Source organism: Pilimelia anulata (assembly GCF_014647895.1).
Taxonomy (GTDB): domain Bacteria; phylum Actinomycetota; class Actinomycetes; order Mycobacteriales; family Micromonosporaceae; genus Pilimelia; species Pilimelia anulata.
Map to the genome: position 1 here is coordinate 577,889 of NZ_BMQB01000001.1, position 13,617 is coordinate 591,505.

General features: G+C 73.6%; 11 protein-coding genes and 3 tRNA genes. 8 read left to right on the forward strand and 6 right to left on the reverse strand.

From position 1 onward, the window contains the following. The first annotated feature begins 122 nt into the window (after positions 1-122). Both IEY94_RS02610 and bioD read left to right on the forward strand, forming a co-directional pair. Positions 123-1,292 (forward strand): aminotransferase class I/II-fold pyridoxal phosphate-dependent enzyme, encoded by a 1,170-nt coding sequence (locus IEY94_RS02610; RefSeq protein WP_229783251.1) that lies wholly within the window; start codon positions 123-125, stop codon positions 1,290-1,292. Next, the gene (bioD, locus tag IEY94_RS02615) at positions 1,289-2,023 is read left to right on the forward strand and encodes a dethiobiotin synthase (RefSeq protein WP_189168367.1); all 735 of its coding nucleotides are present in this window, start codon (positions 1,289-1,291) and stop codon (positions 2,021-2,023) included. The genes IEY94_RS02610 and bioD overlap by 4 nt, the downstream gene beginning before the upstream one ends. A 30-nt stretch (positions 2,024-2,053) precedes the next feature. On the opposite strand, the gene IEY94_RS02620 is transcribed toward bioD, so the two are convergent. Beyond that, complete coding sequence (locus IEY94_RS02620) at positions 2,054-3,298, reverse strand: cytochrome P450 (RefSeq protein WP_189168368.1); 1,245 nt, start codon at positions 3,296-3,298, stop codon at positions 2,054-2,056. Positions 3,299-3,458: 160 nt separating this feature from the next. On the opposite strand from IEY94_RS02620, the gene IEY94_RS02625 reads away from it, so the two are divergent. The 4 genes from IEY94_RS02625 (at position 3,459) to IEY94_RS02640 (ending at position 4,554) form a co-directional block, all read left to right on the forward strand. Further along, positions 3,459-3,531: transfer RNA gene (locus IEY94_RS02625), tRNA-Gly, on the forward strand. 37 nt (positions 3,532-3,568) lie between these two features. Then, a tRNA-Cys gene (locus tag IEY94_RS02630) sits at positions 3,569-3,639 on the forward strand. A gap of 13 nt (positions 3,640-3,652) precedes the next feature. After that, positions 3,653-3,727, forward strand: a tRNA-Val gene (locus IEY94_RS02635). 263 nt (positions 3,728-3,990) lie between these two features. After that, positions 3,991-4,554 carry an NUDIX hydrolase gene (locus IEY94_RS02640; RefSeq protein WP_189168369.1) on the forward strand — a complete coding sequence of 188 codons (564 nt, stop codon included), beginning with the start codon at positions 3,991-3,993 and terminating at the stop codon, positions 4,552-4,554. Between the two features lie 79 nt (positions 4,555-4,633). Here IEY94_RS02640 and IEY94_RS02645 read toward each other — a convergent pair whose 3' ends face one another. Next, positions 4,634-4,954, reverse strand: a complete 321-nt coding sequence (locus tag IEY94_RS02645) for a hypothetical protein (RefSeq protein WP_189168370.1) — start codon at positions 4,952-4,954, stop codon at positions 4,634-4,636. Positions 4,955-5,173: 219 nt separating this feature from the next. Between IEY94_RS02645 and IEY94_RS02650 the strand changes: the two genes are divergently transcribed. Next, complete coding sequence (locus tag IEY94_RS02650) at positions 5,174-6,487, forward strand: helix-turn-helix domain-containing protein (protein WP_189168371.1); 1,314 nt, start codon at positions 5,174-5,176, stop codon at positions 6,485-6,487. Here the strand turns inward: IEY94_RS02650 and IEY94_RS02655 are convergent. Beyond that, entirely contained in the window at positions 6,484-7,188 is a 705-nt protein-coding gene (locus IEY94_RS02655; RefSeq protein ID WP_229783252.1) for an HAD family hydrolase, read from the reverse strand. The genes IEY94_RS02650 and IEY94_RS02655 overlap by 4 nt on opposite strands. 370 nt (positions 7,189-7,558) lie before the next feature. Between IEY94_RS02655 and IEY94_RS02660 the strand changes: the two genes are divergently transcribed. After that, positions 7,559-8,806 (forward strand): hypothetical protein, encoded by a 1,248-nt coding sequence (locus tag IEY94_RS02660; protein ID WP_189168373.1) that lies wholly within the window; start codon positions 7,559-7,561, stop codon positions 8,804-8,806. Here the strand turns inward: IEY94_RS02660 and IEY94_RS02665 are convergent. The 3 genes from IEY94_RS02665 to IEY94_RS02675 all read right to left on the reverse strand — a co-directional run bounded on the left by IEY94_RS02665 (position 8,757) and on the right by IEY94_RS02675 (position 13,563). Beyond that, on the reverse strand, positions 8,757-10,757 hold the full coding sequence (locus IEY94_RS02665; RefSeq protein ID WP_189168374.1) for a M6 family metalloprotease domain-containing protein: 2,001 nt from the start codon (positions 10,755-10,757) through the stop codon (positions 8,757-8,759). The genes IEY94_RS02660 and IEY94_RS02665 overlap by 50 nt on opposite strands. A gap of 125 nt (positions 10,758-10,882) precedes the next feature. Next, positions 10,883-12,106 (reverse strand): metallopeptidase domain-containing protein, encoded by a 1,224-nt coding sequence (locus tag IEY94_RS02670; protein WP_189168375.1) that lies wholly within the window; start codon positions 12,104-12,106, stop codon positions 10,883-10,885. 143 nt (positions 12,107-12,249) lie between these two features. Then, the gene (locus tag IEY94_RS02675; RefSeq protein ID WP_189168376.1) at positions 12,250-13,563 is read right to left on the reverse strand and encodes a PucR family transcriptional regulator; all 1,314 of its coding nucleotides are present in this window, start codon (positions 13,561-13,563) and stop codon (positions 12,250-12,252) included. Positions 13,564-13,617: the final 54 nt, after the last annotated feature.

Consider the following 13,617-nt stretch of genomic DNA (forward strand, 5'->3'; position numbering starts at 1 on the left):
GTCGTACCCTACAAGCGGCCCGCGGCGCCGCCGCCACCGCCGCCGGGCCACCCGCGCGCCCGCCCGGCGCGCGCCCGCCCAGCGGGGCGGACCCCGCGGGACGGCAGGCTTCGGAGGACACGGTGCCGCAGCACAGGGACGCTCGCCCGCCCGACCCGGCCGCCTGGCTGGCCACCCTCGACCGGCGCGCCGACCTGCGCGCCCGGGCCGGCCTGGCCCGCGGCCTCGCCGCCCGCCCGCCCGGCGACCCGGCCGTCGACCTGGCCGGCAACGACTACCTCGGCCTGGCCGCCCACCCCGCGGTCACCGCCGCCGCGGCCGCGGCCCTCGCCGCGTACGGGCTCGGCGCCACCGGCTCCCGCCTCGTCCGCGGCAGCACCGCCGCCCACGCCGACCTCGACGACCGGCTCGCCGCCTGGCTGCGCGCCGACGTCGCGCTCACGTACTCGTCGGGGTACCTGGCCAACCTCGGCGCCGTCCGCGCCCTGACCCGCCCGCGCACCCTGCTGGTCAACGACGCGCACAACCACGCCTCCCTGCACGACGGCTGCAAGCTGGCCGGCGCGGAGACGATCACCGTCCCGCACGCCGACCCCGCCGCCGTCGCCGCGGCGCTCGCCGCCCACCCCGGCCGCCCGGCCGTCGTCCTCACCGAGTCGCTCTTCTCGGTGGACGGCGACCTCGCCCCGCTGCCCGCCCTGCACGCGGTCACCCGGGCCGCCGGCGCGCTGCTGCTCGTCGACGAGGCGCACGCCCTCGGCGTGCTCGGCCCCGCCGGCGCCGGCGCGGTCGCCGCCGCCGGGCTGGCCGCCGAGCCGGACGTGGTCCGCACCGGCACGCTGTCCAAGGCCCTCGGCGGCGCCGGCGGCGTGATCGCCGGCCCGGCCGCGCTGCGCCGGCACCTGGTCGACACCGGCCGCACGTTCATCTACGACACCGCCCCACCCCCCGCCGTCGCCGCCGGCGTCGCCGCCGCCCTCGACCTGGCCATCGCCGCCGACGACCGCCGCGCCGAACTGCGCCGCCGCGCCGCCCGCGCCGCCGCCGTCCTGCGCGCCGCCGGCGCCACCGTCCGCGAACCGGCCGGCGGCGTCGTCTCGGTCGCCGCGCCGAGCCCCGACGCGGCCGTCGCGTGGGCCGCGACCTGCCGGGAGAAGGGCGTCGCCGTCGGCGTCTTCCGCCCCCCGTCGACCCCCGACCACGTCTCCCGGCTGCGGCTGACCGTCAACGTCGGCATCCCCGCCGCCGACTTCGACGCGGCCCTCGACACGATCGCGGCGGTGCTCGCGTGACCGGCGAGGAGTGGCGCGGCCCGGTCCTGGTCACCGGCACCGACACCGGCGTCGGCAAGACCGTCGCCACCGCCGCCATCGCCGCCGCGGCCGGGGCGGCCGGCCTGCGGGTCGCGGTCGTCAAACCAGCCCAGAGCGGTACGGCGGACGGCTCCCCCGGCGACGCCGACACCATCGCGCGGCTGAGCGCCCCGGCGACCGTCCGCACCCTCGCCGACTACCCCGACCCGCTCGCCCCGCTGACCGCGGCGCGGGTGAGCGAGCGCCCGCCGCTGGAGCTGTACGCGGTCGTGGACGAGCTGCGCGACATCGCCGGCCGACACGACCTCACGCTGGTCGAGGGGGCGGGCGGGCTGCTGGTACCGATGGGCCTGCGCCCGTCCGGCCAGCCCTGGACCCTGGCCGACCTCGCCGTGACGCTGGACGCCCGCGCGGTCGTGGTGGCCCGCGCCGGCCTCGGCACGCTCAACCACACCGCGCTGACGCTGGAGGCCCTGGACCGCCGCGGGGTGACCGCCGGGGTGGTGGTCGGCGCGTGGCCGGCGGCGCCGGAGCTGGTTCACTGGACGAACGTCGGCGAGCTGATCCCGCAGAACCTGCTGGGCGTCCTGCCCGACGGCGCGGGCGCGATCGAGCCCGGCGTGTTCGCCCGCTCGGCCCCCGAGTGGCTGACGCCGGCCCTGTACGGTCTGCTGGACGACTGGCGCACCTGGGCCGAGTCCGACGCCTGACCCGCGCTGCTCGCGGGCGCTCGCGGGGAGTCAGCGGGCGACGACGAGGGCGTCCGGCATCCGGAAGGACAGGTTGTCCGGGCACCAGGGCGCCCGCCGCACGGCCGCGTCCCGCAGCAGCCCCGCCGCCCGCCCGACGACCACCCCGGCCTCCATCCGGGCGAGCTGCGCCCCCACGCACCGGTGCGCCCCCGCCCCGAACGCCAGGTGCCGCCGCGACCCCCGCTGCCCCGGCCGGAACGCCCCCGGCTCGGCCACCACCTCCGGGTCCGACCCGGCCGCGGCCAGCCACAGCACCACGGACGTACCCCGCGGCACCGCCACCCCGCCCAGCTCGGTGTCGACACCGGTCACCCGCCGCCAGGTGGTGATCGGCGGCACGAGCCGCAGCCCCTCCTCGACGACGGCGTCCACGGCCACCCGCCCGTCCTCGACGGCGGCCAGCACGTCGGGCTCGCCGGCCAGCCGGTGCAGCAGCAGGGTGAGAAACTGCGACGTCGTCTCCTGCCCGGCGACCAGCAGGAAGAAAAGGGCCCCCACGGCCACGTCGACGCTGCCGGCGAACTCCCGGATCCGCCCGACCATCCCGCCGCCCTCGGCGGCGAACCCGCGCAGCACCCCGTGGTACCGCCCGACGACCGCGGCCAGCTCCTCCTGCCGCCCCCGGTCCAGCGGCGCCCAGAACAGCTCCAGCGCCGCCCGGGAGAACTCCTTCACCACGGCGACGTCGGAGGCGGGCAGCTCGATCAGCCGGCTCAGCACGAGCAGCGGCAGGTCGGCGGCCAGCTCGGCGTACAGGTCGACGGCGTCCCCGGCCCGCAGCCGCGCCCGCAGCCCCGCCACCCGCCGGGCAACAACGTCGTCCAGCCACGGCCGCGCCGCCGCGACCCGGTCCGGGTGCAGCGCCGCCGCGGTGATCTCCCGAATCCCCGGATGGCTGGCCCCGCCGTTGTTGGCAAGCGTCGGCGGCAGCCGGAACCCGTGCCGGGCGAGAATCCGCAGCGCCGACACGGGGATCGGGGTGAGGGCGTCGAGCGCGTTGTCCGGCCGGAACCGCACCGGATCGGCGAGCACCTCCCGCACCAGCGCATGCCGTGCCACCAGCACGTGCGTCCCGCCGACGGGATCGGTCACCACGGCGACCGGGGGCGTGGCCGCGGTGATCGTCTCGTCCCAGGTACGCGTCAACACGCCGCCGACGCTACAAGCCGCCCACCCGCCCCCGCCGCCGGCCCGGCGCCGCTCCGGCGGGCCGCGGGCTGCTGGGTGATTCATCCTGGTTGATCCGGCTGTGCCGGTCGGGATCGGCATCGACGCGCCGGTGCGGGGGTCGGGTTGGCACCCGCTCCGGGCCGCCTGCTACAGTTCTCAACCGTCACCGGGGAACAGCGGGGACAAACGGGAAAGCGCTCCGGCGGGCTCCCGGTAAGCACATGCGGACGTAGCGCAGTTGGTAGCGCATCACCTTGCCAAGGTGAGGGTCGCGGGTTCGAGTCCCGTCGTCCGCTCTGCGAGGCCATGTATCGTGGCGAAGGCCTCAGACTCGGTGGGGTGGCCGAGAGGCGAGGCAACGGCCTGCAAAGCCGTCCACGCGGGTTCAAATCCCGTCCCCACCTCAACTGAAGACGCGGGCGATTGGCGCAGTGGGAGCGCGCTTCCTTGACACGGAAGAGGTCACTGGTTCAAACCCAGTATCGCCCACCAGCTCGGAGACCACATTCATTGGCGGATGTGGTCTCTTTGTTGTCTGAGTGATCAACTGTGTGACCGGGCATCCCCGGTCCGGGACATCCCGCAGGCACCCCGCGGGGCAGCCGGCGAAGTTGACGGCGGTGGATGGCCGGTGATGTTGATGCTGGCCCGGCCGCGCAGGTCGGCGGCGATGTCCGGGCTGACTCACCGAGGTCGGAGAGAGGTGAGCCGCCGGTGACGCTGGCCTGGACACGGTCGGCGCCGATACTGGCGGAGTGGCGGACAGCAGGATCGGTCGAACGCAGTGGACCATTCACGGGGAGCGTGTGGTGGACGCCACCCGGCGGGCACACCTGAGCATCGCCGATGTGGAGCTGCCGGACGGGGTGCGGTTCGAGCAGTACGTGATCCGCGCGCCCCGGTCGGCGATGGTGGCGGTTCTCGACGGCCAAGGGCGCTTGCTGTTGATGCGGCGGCACCGGCTCGTGTTCGACCGCTGGGTGTGGGAGTTGCCCGGCGGTTATGTCGACCCGGGGGAGTCCGCCGCGGCGTGCGCGGCCCGAGAGGTCGAGGAGGAGACCGGTTGGCGGCCCGGCCCGGTTGAGCCACTGGTGTCGTTCCAGACGTGGGCGGCGACGGCGGATGCGGAGAATCTGCTGTTCCTGGCCCGGTCGGCCGAGTACGTCGGCCCGCCGGTCGACATCAACGAGGCCGAGGAAGTGGCGTGGGTTCCGTTGGACCGGGCCCGCAGCTCCGTGTCGGAGGGGGAGATCGTGGGTGCCGGCACGGTGATCGCTGTGCTGGAGTTGGTGACCCGCCGCGCGCTCGGCGACCTGTAGTCGGCGGCGGCCGGCACAAGCCCGGGCTTGCTTTTCTTGCAGTACATGACGTGCCCGGCGCTTGCTCGCCCGCGGATCGCTACAGCCCCGGCGAATATGCCGTCCCATACACCCAGAGCCCCGACTGGTGAAACAGGTCGAAGTACATCCGCTGCAACAGGGGGTGCGCCGAGATGTGGTGCAGTATTGGCATAGCGGCGTGGTGCACCTCAGCCCGGCGCATACGCTCGATCATCTCCAACAGCACGTCGTAAGAGCTGTTGCGGTACTCGTGGTAGATGGTGTCGAGCGTGAAGCCCTCGGAGTGAGCGAAGTCGTGGAGCTGCTGCTCCAACTCCCGTATGGCGGCGTCCGACACGTCGGCGGGAACCCGCAGGAATCCGTAGAGGGTCGGCTTCACGTTGTCGCTCCTGAGTGCTGCGGGCAATGCCGGGACTGTCCACGCTGGGCAGATGGGCGGCACCGGGACGGGCGGCGTCGGGTTCCACAGCCACGTCCGTGTGGCAGCGGCAGCAGCACCCATCCCGGTGCCATGTGCCTGAGTCAAGTCGGGCACTACGGTGGTGGCGACAGTCTCGGCGCAGCACTGACAATCTGTTGACATCCGGGGAGGACAGGTATGGCCGACACAGCGCCCGGTAGCGCCCGGCAACGGCTCGGTCGCCAGCTCGCGGGGTACCGCCGGGCGGCAGGGCACAGTCAACAGACCTTCGCGGCGCTCGTGCGCTACACCCGCAGCAGCATCGCCAACGTCGAAACCGGCCGTCAGTGCCCACCTCGGGCGTTCTGGGTGCAGTGCGACGAGCTGCTGGGTACCGGTGGCATGCTGGCTGCCGGCCATGATGCCCACATCGCCGAGGTGCAGCTTCAGCAGCGGGTGACCGCGCAGCGACTTTCTCCGCTCGGTGAGGTCAGTGCGGCGACCATGAGTCCATATGCCAGCGCCGCGCCGGGGCTCGCTGAGCCACCCGCTGTGCCGCGCAGTCTCATCCGGGACATGGCGGTGAGTAATGAGTTCCCGGTACCCGAGCCGGCCGATCCGGCAACACATGCAATCCCCGCGCGTGCTGAGTTGCTGCTTCGCCTGGTCTACAAGTTGGATGCCGAGCAAGGCGGTAATGCTCTCCTGGCGCCGGTGGCGCAGTACGTTGCTCGGCTCGCACCGCACGCCGAAACCGACCCGGACCGGCACCTGCACACCTTCGGGCAACTGAGTCAACTCGCCGGGTGGCTGGCCCTGGAGAGCAACCAGCACGGTGCCGCCCGTCGATATTGGAGTACCGCCGTGTACGCCGCCCATGAGGCCGACGACCCGGCCCTGGCAGCCGGTGTGTTGGCGTACATGAACTTGCAGGACACGTACCGGCTGCGCGCCAAGTCGGCACTGTCGCTGGCCCGTACCGCTTTCGAGACGGCGGATGGCAGTACGACCCCGCTGGTGCGCACGATGCTGGCCACCCGGCTGGCCCGGGCCAATGCTGCGCTGGGGAACAAGGCCGCCAGTCTGCGGGCGCTGGACAGGGCGCGGACCGCCTTCGCCGCGGCTGCACCCACACCCGAACCACTGTGGGCCGGATACGTGGACGAAGTCGAACTGGCTGCTCAGGAGGGTGCCTGCTACCTCGAACCTCGGATGTCGCGCGAAGCCCGTCAGGCCATCGGTCGCGCTCTGCGGCTGCTGGACCAGAACGCCCCGCACCGGGTACGCGATGCTGTGCACTACCTCGCGCGGCTGGCCAAGTGCCACCTCATCGAGTACGACGTTGACGGCGCCTGTGCCGTGGCCGGCGATGCCCTCGCCCGAGCCACCGCCTTGGGCTCAGCGCGCGTTGCCACCCGGCTCGACGACTTCCGCAGCGCACTCGAGCCCTTCGGGAGCAGCCGGGCAGTCCGCACCTTCCGGGACCAGCACGCCGCCGCAACGGCCCGCTAGGCAGTGAGTTCCAGTACCACCCTCAGCAGCCGGTCGCTGTCGCTCAGGTCGGGCAGGACGGCTGACGACTGGACGGCTTCCAACGCCTCCACCGAGCTGCTTCCCGTAGCAACGCCGATGGAATGCACGCCTGCGGCACGCGCCGCCTCGATGTCCAAGGGCGTGTCACCGATGACCACTACCTGCTGGGCGGCGAACGAAGTGCCGAGCTGTTCGTTGGCCCGCGCACAGGCCAGCCGAACGAGGGGCTCGCGGTACTGTCCGTCGGAGCCGTAGCCGCCGATGGCGAAGTTGATGTGCTCTGCCAGGTCGAGGGCGCCCAACTTGATCTCGGCAATGGGCCGGATGTTGCCGGTTACCACGGTCTGCTGCGCTACCGCCGCCAAACCCGCGAGGGCACCCGGGGCACCCGGCAGCACCCGTCCCGAGCCGCGGATCTCGTCGCGCAGGTCCTCAGCCGCCACCGCCAGGGCACGGTAGCAGGCGTCGAGCAGCTCGCTGGTCGCGTGGATGCCGTGCATGTCCAGGGTGTCCGTGAGGATGGCGCACTCTGTACGGCCCGTCATGTCCGCCAGCTCGCCGAGCGGCTGGCCGGTGACTTCCCGGAAGGCGCGCTCGTAGATGCGGCGGCTCAGGCCGCCGATGCTCACGAGGGTGTGGTCGATGTCCCAGAGGATGAGGGCGGTTCGCTGGCCGGTCACGCGCCCGATGCTGTCACAGGTGGCCGGTCGATGTCCTCTCCCGAGGAGTACCCCTGTGCCGCCGTCCCGGCCTGCGGTGCAGTGCTCTCGGCCGCCGTATTTCTTCTCTTGCGCGACAGAATTGCCCAGATCGCAGCCATGTCCGGTTCGGGGCGGCGGATATGCAACCCGGTTGTCGGCAAGCCGACAGGGCGGCAGCGAATCCACTCCGGACGACGAGAATCGGGACGTGCGGCCGCGGTCGGGCCGGGGCCCGAGGTGGACGCCGCGTCGCCGGCTCGCAGCGGGCGCGACCCAGCGGCCGGCGGCGTTCGGCGGCGGCGCTCGGGGCGGCGGTGGCGGCGGGTACCGGTCGCGGGAGGAGGAGAGCATGGACGCAGCGCGCGACCGGACCAGGTCCGGGCGGAGCGCCCTTCGGGCGGTGGGCGCCTGCGCCGCGCTGGTCGCGCTGCTGGCCACCGGCAGCGACGTGCGCCCCACCCCCCGGTCCAGTGCCGCGGCCCGGGTCGAAGCCCGGCCCGGGCAGTCCGCCGCGCCGTCGCCCGTACCGCTGGATGCCCTGTTCGCCTGGCGGAGCGTCGTCCGGGCCGGGATGCCGAACACCGGCTTCGCCGGCGGGAACGGCCACGGCATGTATGTCGCCCCCGCGAACCCGCGGTCGAGGACCGCGGTCTTCGTCGAAGCCGCGACCGGCCGGGTCGTCGCCCGGGTCGATCCGCCCGCGGGCCGGGAGATCCACAACGTTCGGTTCGCCGGCAACTACGCGATCGTCGCCGAGGACTCGGCCCTCACCGCGGGTGCGCCGCCCCGATCGCGGGTCCGGCTCCTCCGCGTCGACCTGCGCACCGGCCGACAACAGGCCGTCCCCGCCCACCCGGCGCATACCGGCCCCTGGAGCGTCGTCGGCGACACCCTGTACCACGAGTCGGCCGACCCGCGCACCGACACGTGGTGCGTCTCGACCCTGATCGTGCCCACCCTGGCCACGGCGACCCTGCACTGTCCGGCGGCGGGCGCGAGCGTCAGCGGGGTCGAGGTCACCGGCGCCGGCATCGGCTTCACGGAGACCGACCCCCACGGCTGCCCCCGCAACGTCCTGCTCGACCCTCGCGGCGGGACCCGCACCGTCCTGCCGAGCATGAGTCGCGCGTGCACCGCCGCCGGTGCGCTCGACCTCGCCGGTACGCCGGTGTGGGTGGAGCAGCCGGACCTCGAGAACGCCGACGAGGGCAGGATCTGGGCGGGCCTCGCCGGGCGGGTGGTCCCGCTCGGCGACGCCCACCCCGGCTCGCTGCGGTACTGCGCCGGCCACGCCTACTGGACCGTCGCGGTGTTCGCCGGGTCGGGCCCGTACGAGGAGATGCGCCGCTGGCGCCCCGGTGGCCGGGTGGAGGTCGTCCACCGGGACGCGCGCACCGGCGCGTACTTCGGCCGGATCGACTGTCACGGCGACGCGATCACCGTCACGGGGTCCGATGCGGACTCCGGCCTCGACACGCTGTGGGAGGCCGGGGTTCCGGCGGCGGGCGGCGGACGGCCCCCAGTGGCATCCGCCGCCCGCCGCGGACTCAGCGGCGCACCCGGCACTCGCCGCTGGCCGTCTTCGTCGGGTCGCTGACCGAGGTCGCCGTCAGCGTCACCACGCCGGTCTCCGCGGCCTGCGCCGTCGCCCCGACCGCGACCCGCACCGGCACGCTGCGGCCGAAGGCCGCCGTCGCGAGCGCGTTGGGCAGCACCGCCCGCCAGCCATCCCCGGCGACCGAGGCGGTCAGTTTGTACACGTCGGACTGCAACTGGGCCGCCACGTCCTCCGGGTGCTTCCCGCCGGCGACGTACCGCCCGGTGTTGGCCAGGTCGAACGTGCACGCCACCCCGGCGCCGGTCGGCGAGCCGTCGCCCGGTACACCCGCCGACAGCGTGACGCCCCGCGTGCTCGGCCCGCTGCCGTCCAGCGAGCGCACCGCCACCGCGTACCGGACGGTGCCGTCGGCCGCCCGCTGCACGTCCAGCACGTAGAAATGGAGCTTGTTGCTCTTGTCCACGTACTCGTACTCGCTGTTCGAGCGGGTGCCGGCGTGCAGCAGGGCGTCGGAGAGCTGGCGGTAGTCGCCCATGGTGATCTTCTGCGGGGTGCCGTCCGGCCGGTAGAAGTCGATCATGTTGATGTCCTCCGGGTGGGCATCGACGACCCACTGGAAGGGGGCGCTGTCGGCGTTCTTGGTCTTGCTGAGCAGGACGCCGGAGTCGGGGGTGAACGAGTCGGGACCGACCCGGCCGATCACCTCGACGGTGTAGTTGTTGAACCCGCCGCCGTCGCAGCGCGGGTCGGCGGCGATGCTGCACGACGGCGCGTTGTCCCGGTTCAGGGCGATGTTCAGGCCGGTCAGGCCCGTCGGGCCGGCGGGGATCGCCCGGGCGGTGACCTCGGCGACGACGATGCCGGAGTCGGCCAGGGCCTCGCGGGACAGGCGCAGTACGTTCTGCTCGCCGACCAGCTTGATCTTCATCTTGTCCCGCAGGGTGTGCAGGGAGCCCAGGGCGCCGCCGGCGGTCGGCGGGATCCGCCAGCGGGTGTGCGGGCCGCCGGGGCCGTTGAAGGTGCCGCGGGACATCATGCTCCAGATGCCGGTGTACGCGCGGCGCAGCGGCGTGCCGTACGGGTTGTTGTAGTTGTCGCCGATGCTCAGCAGGTGGCTCAGCTCGTGGGCGAACGTCGCCATCCCGGAGCTCTCCGCCTGGGTCGACGAGGTGCCGCCGGCGTTGGGCCAGATCGCCGCGGCCGCCTTCCACGAGGTCCAGTCGACGTAGCGGGTCGCGGACCAGGTGCGGCCGCCGCCGGGCGGGCCCCATGCCCGCGGTACGTCCTCCCTGCTCTTGAACATCATCTGGCCGAACTCCTGCCAGGTGGACGACTCGTCCTGGCCGGCGGAGAGGATGAACGACATCTCGTACTTGCGCGCCTCGGCCTCGCCGACCGCGCGGCGCCAGGCGCCGAGGCCGTCGGCGCGGATGTCCCGGCCGCAGCGGTCGCCGGCGGGGCAGGCGCCGGGGTTGAAGCCGTCGATGCCGTACTCGTGCGCCTTGCCCGGCATTTTGTACGGCCCGAAGGCGGTCAGCTCGACGCCGTACCGGCCCTCGGAGTCCTGCATCCAGTATTCGTGCAGGGTGCGGCCGCGGTTCAGCTCGTTCGGCCGGTTGAGGAAGTCGCGGTAGAAAGCGGCGACCCGGTCCCGCGGGATGTTCGCGGCGGTCGCCTGCGGGTTGCCGAAGACGTCCGACCGCGGCGGCAGGGTCGCGGTGAACGGCTGGTCCGGGAAGTCCAGGGTGACCAGCGCGATCCTGAAGTTGCGGATCGTGCCGCGGCGGGCCGGGTCGACCCGGGGCGTGTTCGGGATGGGCTTGTAGTCGTCCCGGGTCATTGTGTCGGGGTTCTGCCAGTGCTGCGGGTCGAGTACCGCGAACGGGTCGGCGGCGGGCGCCGCGGCCGCGGCCGGTACCCCGAGGGTGCCGATCAGGGTGGCCGTGATCGCGACGATCGGCCCGGCGCGGCGGGCTGCTGGTGGGTGCATCGGAAACGTCCTCCGGGGTGGGGGAGCGGCCCCGGGGCGCTCCCTGTGTGCGGTTGAGGAGGCGGGAGCGCCCCGGGGCCCGGCCCGGCCGGCTCCGCCTTCGGGGACGGAGCCGGCCGGGCGGGTCAGCCGGCGACCGCGTTGCCGTAGGTGGCCCTGACGGTGTAGTTCTCGCCGTCCTTGCTGCGGACCTCGAATTTGACCTGGTTGGCGCTGTCGGTGAAGGTGCTCACCTCGCCGGCGCCGACGTCGTACGTGCCGTCGTTGAGGTTGTTGCCGCCGCAACTGCTGCTGGGGTGGGAGTCCATGACCCGGACCGGTCCGGAGCCGCTGGCGGTCTTCGAGTCGACCCGGTACACGAGGACCCCGGTGTCGCAGCTCGCCGTGTTGACGCCCTGCTTGGTGCGGACCTCGGCGATGTAGGCCGTCGAGTTGCCGTACCGGACGACCACCGCCTTGGTGCCGCCGGTCGTCTCGTTGGGCGTCAGGACGTGCTCGCTGCTGGTGTTGCGGGTGGCGACGCAGCGGAGCTGGTCGTCGTCCAGCCAGCCGAGCTTCCACTTGTGCCACGCGAAGTGGTCGGGGGAGGGGCCGTTGATGCTGCTCTGGATGTCCCAGCCGCCGGTGTAGGCGTAGCCGCCGGAGCCGCCGTACAGGTCGGGGAGGCTGATCGTGTGGCCGCCCTCGTGGATCAGCAGCTTGGCCTTGTGGCTGCCCCAGTCCGTGCCGAGGATGGCGCCGGTCTTGATGCTCTTGCCGTCGAGGGTGACCCCGTCGAACTGGGCGTACGAGCGGCTGGTGCCGCTGTGCATGTAGAAGACGATGTCGATCTGGGAGAAGTCGAAGTCCCGGTCGGCGCGGCGGGCGGCGTCGCCCCACACGGACGGGATGCCGCGGTCGGCGACGACGTCGCCGAGCCGGTCGGGGTCGGCCGCCCGGTCGTGCCGCCGCAGCTCCCGCTCGCCCGCGGGGGAGAGGGAGACGGGCTTCTTGTGCGGTACGAGGGTGAGCTGGTAGCGGCCGAACGAGGCGGTGCGGTACCACTCCTCGGCCGCCTTGAGCCGGTCGTACTCGGCGTCCATGTTCCAGCCGCCGCTGAACAGCAGCGCCGCCCTGCGCGGGCCGACCGGCTTGGGGAAGGAGTTCCAGTCGGTCGGGCCCTCGTGCAGGAAGCCGCCCGGGGCGATCCGGCAGGCCGTCACCGGGTCCGCGGCGTGGCCGCCGGACGTCGGGTCCGCGGCGGCGCCGGCGCCGGGCACCGCGGCCAGGGCGACGCCGGTCGCCGCGGCCAGGGCCAGGTGCAGTACCGCGCGGACCGCTGCCGCGGGCTGTCGTCTGGTGATTCGCATGCCAACCTCCGGGGGCGCACGCGCCGGCGCTCGGGGAAGGGGTGGGCGACCGGGTGCGTGACGTGGGGATATCTATGACGATCGTTGTCCTCGGGGGCCGGTCGATCCACCCACAGGTGTCGGAAGGTCGCCCGGTGCGGCCGCTACAGCCGTGGGAAGTGGACGCTGCCGGGGCGGTAGGCGCCGGAGAGCCGGCCGACCTTCAGGGCCAGGTGCAGGCAGAGCCGCTCGGCGCCGTTCTTGAGGTCGGCGCCGAGGAGCTGCTCGGCCCGCTGGAGCCGGTAGTACAGGGACGTCCGGTGCAGGTGCAGCCGCTTGGCCGCGGCGTCCGCGTTGCCGGCCAGGTCCAGGTACGTCTCCAGGGTCTCCAGCATCGGCCCGTGCGCCGGGTCGGGGAACATCCGCTCCACCTGCGGGTGCACGCTGATCTCGCCGTGCCGGGCCGCCATGATCGCCGGCAGGGCGCGGTAGACGCCGAGGTCGGCCCAGCGGGCGATCGGGCCGAGGTCCGGCTGGACCGCGGCGACGCGCAGCGCGAGCCGGGCGCGGCCGTACGAGGACAGGGCGTCGTCCAGCGCGTCGGCCGGGCCGCCGACGCCGATCAGCACGTCGTCCACCGCGCCGTCCTCGCCGGTGGTCCGGGCGATCTCGGCGCGCAGCCGGGCCGCGGTCTCCTCGACCGTCGGGTACCCGGCGCACTGCGCGGTCACCAGGATGGCCCGGTCGTGCTGGGCCAGGTGCAGCGAGCCGCGCGGGCCGCCGAACCGGGCGGTCGCCACCAGCGCCTCCTCCAGCAGCACCTGCAACTCCGCCGGCCGCGCCCGGGCCCCGACCGGCTGGCCGATCAGCACCGCGACCGGGGTGCCGTCGACGAAGTACCCGTCGTCCAGGAACGCCGCCGCGGCGGCCACCTGCGCGGTCCGGTCGGTGGAGAGCAGGTCGCGGACCCAGGCGGCGACCCGGTGGCCGGCGGTGTCGTTGGTCCGCAGCTCGCGGAACATCTCCAGGGTCAGCTCGCCGCACGCCTCCTCGGCGACCGTCACGTCGGCGCCGGTCAGGGTGCCGTCGCGGTCCAGGAACCAGACGTACCCGAGCAGCATCCCGCGGTGCCGGACCGGCACGCACAGCCGCGGCCACATCCGCAGGTCGGGGTAGGCGGGGGTGCGGACCGCGCCGGTGGCGCGGCCGATGCCGAAGTGCTGGAGCCGGCTCATCACCTCCGGGTCGGTCCGGCGGTTCAGGATGGACATCCGGCGCACGTCGTCGAGGTTCCCGTCGTGCGCGCTGTGCACCATCACCCGGTGCTGGTGGTCCTCGATCATCGCCGGGCGGGCGAGCCGGGCGGCGAGCGCATCCACGGCCTCCTGGAGGCTGAGCGGCCGACAGCGGTGCCGTACGTCCGCGCCGGGTTCGGCGGGACCGTCGGCGGGTGGGTTGCCGCGGTGGGGCTTGTTCATGCGTGTGGTCACCTGACTTCTCGTACGGTTCTCCCCCTCGGCCAAGGCGCGTGG

Excerpts from the sequence above, each read along its gene's own strand:
- IEY94_RS02620 (WP_189168368.1), bottom strand. The coding sequence starts at position 3,298 with ATGAATCACCCAGCAGCCCGCGGCCCGCCGGAGCGGCGCCGGGCCGGC.
- IEY94_RS02650 (WP_189168371.1), top strand. The coding sequence starts at position 5,174 with ATGGCCGACACAGCGCCCGGTAGCGCCCGGCAACGGCTCGGTCGCCAG.
- IEY94_RS02660 (WP_189168373.1), top strand. The coding sequence starts at position 7,559 with ATGGACGCAGCGCGCGACCGGACCAGGTCCGGGCGGAGCGCCCTTCGG.
- IEY94_RS02665 (WP_189168374.1), bottom strand. The coding sequence starts at position 10,757 with ATGCACCCACCAGCAGCCCGCCGCGCCGGGCCGATCGTCGCGATCACG.
- IEY94_RS02670 (WP_189168375.1), bottom strand. The coding sequence starts at position 12,106 with ATGCGAATCACCAGACGACAGCCCGCGGCAGCGGTCCGCGCGGTACTG.
- IEY94_RS02675 (WP_189168376.1), bottom strand. The coding sequence starts at position 13,563 with ATGAACAAGCCCCACCGCGGCAACCCACCCGCCGACGGTCCCGCCGAA.